Below are 6,693 nucleotides of genomic sequence, written 5' to 3'. Positions count from 1 at the left end.
GGTTTAGGGCTAGAAAACAAAAGGGAGCACGCTATGTGCTCCCTTTTTAATGGTTGTGTCTTGTATCATTCTGAACAAAGAACAATTGTGATTCTCGAGTTACCTTTCTCCAAATGCAACGCTGATGTTGGTGTAGATCGGCTTCCAAAGGTATTGGAATACTGACTTCTCGCCCGTCGTAATGTCTACCTCTCCCGTCATGCCAGGAAGAATAGAAAAGCTTTCAGGGTTGTCACGGAAGTATGGCGTTTCAACAGACACCACAACCTCATAATAGATTTCACCTCGTTCACTTTGGCTTGTGGTCGGTGAAATACTTTCAACCTCCCCTTTTAAAGCACCAAAACGGCTGTAATCAAACGCATCAATCTTGATTCGAGTTGGCTGACCTACGTTCACGAAACCAATATCTCTCGGAGATAAACGAGCTTTAAAATCGGCTTTACCGCCAACAGGAACGATCTCCACCACAGTCCCGCCCGGTTGAATAACACCGCCGTTCTGTGTACTTGGCAGGCTTTGTACTAACCCTTGTAGCGGTGACACTAACATGGTGTTTGTCAATTTCGCTTGGCTTGAACGCACCCGTGCATTAAGTGCCGACAAATCTGATACCGCTTTGGATCGATCGTCACTGACTTTTGATTTAGCCTCCGCAAGAAGTTGTTCGATTTTTTGTTCATTGCTGTCTGCTTGCTTAATAAGAACCGACTTCTTGCCGCGAGCTTCCTCAATTTTCTGCTCTATGCTCGCCAACTTCTGACGCATTTCAAGCACACGTAATCGAGAGATGTTCCCGGCTTTATAACCTTTTTCCAAGATGTTCAGTTCTTGCTTAGTTGCATTTAGCTCTTTGTCGTAGCTAGGTAGAGATTTTTCTACGACACGAAGCTGCTCTGCTATTTGCTCACTGTCCTTTTCCAACACAATGCGTTTTTGATAGTAGAGCCCTTTTTGAGCATTTAACTGCGCCTTTTGTTGGCTAACGATCTCTGGGAAATCAATTTCAAATTCTCCAAAATTCGGCTCACGATCATCTAGCAAAGCGTTCATCCGCTCGATACTCGCAAGTAAGGTTACTTGTTGAGATTTCAACTCTTCTAGGGCTGTGCGCTGGAAGGTAGCGTCAAATTCAACAAGTGGTTGCCCTTTCTCTACCAATTGACCTTCTTTAACAAGAATTTGCTTTAACTTGCCACCAATGGCGCTTTGTAACACTTGCTTTTCCCCTTCAGGAATCACCGCCCCCTTTGCTTTAGCGATTTCATCCACTTGAGTGACCACAGACCAAGTGACAAAAGCAATGACACACAAGGCAACTGACCATGTCGCTAACGCCAATGTTCGAGCTGTATTTTGTGATTCAACAAGCTCGCCGTAACGCTTGCCAGTCTCGATAGTTTTTTTAGCCATTAGCGACTCCTTGCTTTGACTCTACTTTTTGCTTTGGTAACTCTTGTGTGTCAGATAACTGCTGTTCTTGAGACTCTGATGGCTGCTCCAGAGGACCTGCATAAACCACAGCACCCTCGTCTAACACCACGACTTTATCAGCGAGCTTAATCAAGTCTGGATCATGCGATGTATAGATCACCGTTGCTTTTCCTTTCTTCATCGCCAAGAACTCACCGAATACACGTTTAGCATTGGGATGGCCATCAGGCACCGGGTTATCCATTAGGAACATGGGGTAGTCATACACCAAAGCTTTGGCGTCAATGAGGATCTGAGCGACAGTACCTGACAACATGTCAAACAGGCTATCCGGCTGGATACTGCTGATAGAGGTATCCAGTCCGTCAGGTAATGTGGAGAACCAGCGCTTGCCCCCAACCATATCAATGGCAGCTATCATTTTCTGCTCTTCAACTTTATGCCCATCGCTCAGCCACTCTCGAATACTCAATGTGAGTAAATCTGGGTAAGCCGCGCGAATGAAACACCAGTGTCGATAGAGCTGCGGATCGTACTGAGCAAGATTTACCCCTTTAAGTTCTACCATGCCGTTTTGAATAGGCTGTAAACCAGACAACACTTCAACTAATGTCGACTTACCACTGCCTGAAGGGCCAGTGATCGCCACAATATCACCTGCTTCAACATCAAAACTTACGCCATTCAATGCCGGGCGACTCTGTTTAGGATATCGGAGAGTCACTTGATCTAACTTCAAGTTCGGAGCGACCGTTGGCAATGGGTGATGCTGATAACTAAATTCACGTTCAGACGGCTGAGACAGAATACGATTTACCTGCAGCTTAGATTGATTAAAGCTATTAAAACGCATCGCGCTGTTGGCCAACACTTGCGCAGGCCCAGTCACTTTAGAAATCAACATCATTGATGCAATCAAACCACCGGGCGTCATTACTTGCTCGAAAATAAGGCCAATACCCAAGCCCATGACAGCCAGTGTTGAACCCACTCCGATAAAGTAATAAATCGAGGTGTATCGACTTTGCAGAACCGCTTGATTGAACGTCACCGTGGAGGCAAGCAGATTGGCCTTTTGGAAACGTTGGATCCAGTGTTCTGAAAACCCAGCACTACGAATAAAGGCAAGCTTGGAAGACAACTCATTCGCCATATTTTGACGATTCGTGCCGGCTACCGTCGATTGCATTGAGCGCTTACTATTCGAACGTATCGAACGCTTAGCTAACAGGTAATACAGAACCAAAGAGACGATTGGAACTAGTACCAGCCATCCACCTAGCACACCTATCGCAAGAACAAAAATGGCAATGAAAGGTAAATCAAACAACGCATTTCCGAGTGGTCCTGATAACACACCTGAAATACGCTCAGATAACATCACTTGGTTTTGCTGACTAGACGAGGCAGTTTGCTGGTTTTGCGCATAGCTATTTCTTAATAATCGCTGCACAAGGGATTGAGATATCTCGCGGCTGACTCGGTTGGACACAGAAGCAAACACTCGACTACGCAATGTTCTTAACCAGCCCATCATCACAAACAACAAAGCAGCCCCAATGGCAATACCTTGCAGTTCGTGCCCAGCATCGCCACCGATTACATGGTCATAGATCGACATCGTGATGAATGGCACTGCGAGAGCAAATAGATTGGTGACAAAGCTGACCAAGAGCAATTTAGGAATGATAGGACGAAAAGCATGTAACCGTTCACCAACCCAATCCGGAGAAGCCTTCTCCAATGGCGCCCCTTCGATCACAATGCAAAATTGAGGAGCTTCTGAAACGTCTTCATTGCCATCAACAGCCACAAACTGTTTTGACTCCAAGTGACCGGAAACCAATTCACTTTCACTAAGAACTAGGAGAACTAATTTGTGATCGCCGACTTCATCTAGGTTAGCAACCAAGCGATATGGCAAGGCAAGCCTATCAAACAGGGCAAACATATCATCTATTGATTCAATGCCGTTCTCATCAACCCATTGGCGCGCGAACAGTTGGATATTCGCATTTACTTCCAACTCCCTGAGCACAGAAAGGCTTTCAGTTTCCAGTCGGTTCATCGGCTCATGTTGACCGTCTGTTTCGCCATGACGACTAGCATCTAAACGATTCATGCAATGACCTCCTGCTGAGTAGAACTGTCTTCGGCAATCGAACCGTTTTCTACTCTAATTGTTCGACTCGCTATTTCGCGAAGTTTTGCATGATAGCTCACCATCAATATGGTTCGCCCTGCCAATACTTCTTCTTCCAGCACCTTAACCAGGTTACCGAGAGCATTGAGGTCGAGCGACGAATCCGGCCTTTCTAGCATGAGAACAGGCTTGCTACTCGCTAATTGAGCCGCAATATTGAGCATTTTAATGTTGCCCATACTCAACAACGAAGCACTTGTATGGCCAATTTGTGTTTCTAATCCATCAGGTAAACGGGTAATTTCTTTGGTTAATCCTAAGCGCACAGCATAGTCATTGGCGCTTTGTGTTCTCTCAGGATCAAATCCACATAAATTATCCAGAATCGTGCCCGAGACTAACTGCCCTTTTACCCCGCAGTAAGCTGTAGCTTGAGCGACAGATGCAATCGAAACGGCTTCGCCATTAATGAAGCACTCACCCGCGGCCAAATCATCAATCCCTGCAATCGAAGACAGTAAGTGACTATTGATGTGGCGATCTTCACTCTCTAACAACACCAGCTCGCCTTTATTTAGCGTCACATTCGTACTAGCGAGTTCACCATATCTTTCAACGCTGGCTTGCTTGATTTCTAAAGTCTCAAAGTCAGAGAAGTTAAGCTCAGAACCAGCGGACTCAGACAGTGATAAGTCCCCTAACTTTTCTATTGCCTGATTGGCACTATGGATTGAATTAAGCTTGATTCGAACCCCAACCAGAGCGCTAAGCGGCGCTACAGCTCTACCCGATAAGATGGAGCATGCTGCTAACCCACCCGTGGTCAATTGGCCATCCAAAACCCACAAGCTCCCGGTAATCACCAACAGAACAGAAGTCGCAAGCGCAGCAAGCTGAATACACTCTTGAGCGAAAGCATTCTGCTCTTCTTCTTTGGCTTTGGATTGAGAGCGAACATTATTGAGCGATTTAAACTGATTAAAAATTCGAGATTCAACAGCCTGACGTTTAATACCCTGAATGGTTTGGCTAAGAAGAATCAAGAAGGCTTTTCTCTCCTGCTCATCTTTAGAAGCTTCTTCACTTAAACTTTTAACTCGGATAGAAGACAGCCAAACAATACCAAGCGTGATGACCCAAACTGCCACAGGTATCGCCACTAGCTCACCGCCGACATAAGCCACCAGCCCTAAAAAGATCAATGCAAACGGTAAATCGATAAAGCCAGCAATTATGCCTCCAGAATACCAATCCTTAACTTTGGATACCGATCCTAGCCCCTCTTCGACACCACCCACACCGAGCTTACGCAGATGGCTTGATGATGCAGTTGTCACCCGTTCAACTAAGGTTTGGTAAGTGGCTTTTTCGGTATTGCTGGCCGCCGCAGACAAAAGCCAAGTACGAACAAAACGTATGAGTGCTTCCATGGCTACGGCTAGTGTCGCCCCCGCTAAAAGCAGTGTAGCCGTACCATAACTTTGATTGGGAAGAATGCGATCGTAGATCTGGAGGACCGTTAATGGAACGGCTAATGACAAGAGGTTAATAAGTAAAGAAGGCAGTAAGACTTTCCTTACAACCCCTTTGCTTTGTACTGATGTAACGGGCATACACAATCCTTATCCGAGCTTATGAAATAAGATTGGTATATTCTATTTAGTTGTGCAAGGTAAGGTGCTGATTTAATTTAGTTTTAAGATATTGGTAAAACTCAGTTGTTTCCATCAAAATTTAGATCAAATAAAGATTATTATTAGAGCTTCTTATTGATTAAGAATGTTTGTATAGCTCATATTTTCAGGTTATGAGTAAACTTTTATCCTAAATGATTTTGCTCAAAGATGAGTTAGAGAAACCTGTCGGGATTATATCTGGGCTAGATTATTCTAAGCCCAGATTGATTTCCTATCGTTGACTGTTTACTGAAGCAGAAGAGCAAGTTGACGAATATCAGGGCTCACATCATCTGAAAGCATCAATTGATTTAGTTTCTGTTGAAAGTTATCAATGACTAGATTTCTCTTTTCTAAATCCTTTCTTAACGAAGCATTAGCCGCATTTTTCGCGGCCAACAACATTGCGTGAGACTGCTCCTGTTGCTTAGCTTTCTCACTAGCTAGTTGAAGTTTTTCGTCTTTGTCTTGAACTTCACGGGTACGATCATCCCGCTCTTGCTTAACTGAGGTCAGCTCATCAGACAAACCAGACACCTTCGTAGACAGGCCGGAAATTTTGCTAGACATATCTGACGTCCTCATAGACGTCGCACCAGACATCACTTCAACTGTAAGTTGGGATTTGATCTTATCTTTATGCTGTTTGAGTTCGTTGTCCGCTTTTTCCTTCGCCTTCTTGGTATTGTCTAAGTTAAAGCCCAGTATCTTGTCCCCTGCTGCACCAGCCCCAAGTTTGGCTAGCTTAGTCGTCGACATAACACTGCCAGCGGTACCAAGCACGGACGGCACAGAAACAGTGCCAGCGAATAGTGTGCCTACTGTCAGCCCAAGTCTTAGTACAGCCGAGGTGGCTTTGGACCAGTACTGCGCTCTGTCGTCATTCATGCCCATTTTTTCAAGCAGTTTATACGTTAAATTCGAGATGGTATCTGAGCCCATTTTCAGCCCTTCACCACCATGTGCTTTGCTATACCAATCTGCGGCTGCACAGCCTGCATCGGAAACCGCTAGCGCAAATGCCACTCCCGCCGCAGCGACAAGTGGCACTCCTAGTCCACCACTAAAGACAGTTGCCGCAATAGCCAACCCTAGTCCCACTCCCGCTATCGCAACGTTAAACAGCTCTTTAAAGAATGTACATTTTGCTACGTCTACCCCAGCTTTCTTAGCCTGATCATAGAGAGCCGTCGATTTTTCGAGCAGTTGTTTTGATTCTGTCGTCGAGGTTTCATGATTGCTTAAATACTCTTTCTGAGCTGGTGTGATGGCTAAATCTAGATGATCGACCGTATCCGCTTGGCTTTGTAAAGGCACTTGTGAAATATCAAAGCTTCTTGCCTCTTGCTTGGGGGAAGATTTCGGCATCTCTAAGTCTAAATAATTGAGGCCAGCAAGCTGTTGAGAAGAGATCTCTATTGGCATGGTAATACTCCTACT

General features: G+C 45.2%; 4 protein-coding genes. All 4 read right to left on the bottom strand.

What is annotated here, in order from left to right; genetic code table 11:
- Window positions 1–99 precede the first annotated feature (99 nt).
- The 4 genes from IX95_RS10025 to IX95_RS10010 all read right to left on the bottom strand — a co-directional run bounded on the left by IX95_RS10025 (window position 100) and on the right by IX95_RS10010 (window position 6,678).
- Window positions 100–1,413: an HlyD family type I secretion periplasmic adaptor subunit gene (locus IX95_RS10025; RefSeq protein ID WP_038159356.1), complete on the bottom strand. Its 1,314-nt coding sequence runs from the start codon at window positions 1,411–1,413 to the stop codon at window positions 100–102.
- Complete coding sequence (locus tag IX95_RS10020; protein WP_038159354.1) at window positions 1,406–3,556, bottom strand: peptidase domain-containing ABC transporter; 2,151 nt, start codon at window positions 3,554–3,556, stop codon at window positions 1,406–1,408. The genes IX95_RS10025 and IX95_RS10020 overlap by 8 nt, the downstream gene beginning before the upstream one ends.
- Entirely contained in the window at window positions 3,553–5,190 is a 1,638-nt protein-coding gene (locus tag IX95_RS10015) for an ABC transporter transmembrane domain-containing protein (RefSeq protein ID WP_038159352.1), read from the bottom strand. Before IX95_RS10015 ends, IX95_RS10020 begins: the two co-directional genes overlap by 4 nt.
- 309 nt (window positions 5,191–5,499) lie before the next feature.
- The gene (locus tag IX95_RS10010; RefSeq protein WP_038159349.1) at window positions 5,500–6,678 is read right to left on the bottom strand and encodes a hypothetical protein; all 1,179 of its coding nucleotides are present in this window, start codon (window positions 6,676–6,678) and stop codon (window positions 5,500–5,502) included.
- Window positions 6,679–6,693: the final 15 nt, after the last annotated feature.

This window comes from Vibrio sp. B183, from assembly GCF_000740665.1.
GTDB classification, from domain to species: Bacteria; Pseudomonadota; Gammaproteobacteria; order Enterobacterales; family Vibrionaceae; genus Vibrio; species Vibrio coralliilyticus.
This window is presented reverse-complemented; position numbering and strand designations above follow the sequence as displayed.

Coding starts and splice junctions, on each gene's coding strand:
- IX95_RS10015 (WP_038159352.1), bottom strand. CDS start 5,190: ATGCCCGTTACATCAGTACAAAGCAAAGGGGTTGTAAGGAAAGTCTTA.
- IX95_RS10010 (WP_038159349.1), bottom strand. CDS start 6,678: ATGCCAATAGAGATCTCTTCTCAACAGCTTGCTGGCCTCAATTATTTA.
- IX95_RS10025 (WP_038159356.1), bottom strand. CDS start 1,413: ATGGCTAAAAAAACTATCGAGACTGGCAAGCGTTACGGCGAGCTTGTT.
- IX95_RS10020 (WP_038159354.1), bottom strand. CDS start 3,556: ATGAATCGTTTAGATGCTAGTCGTCATGGCGAAACAGACGGTCAACAT.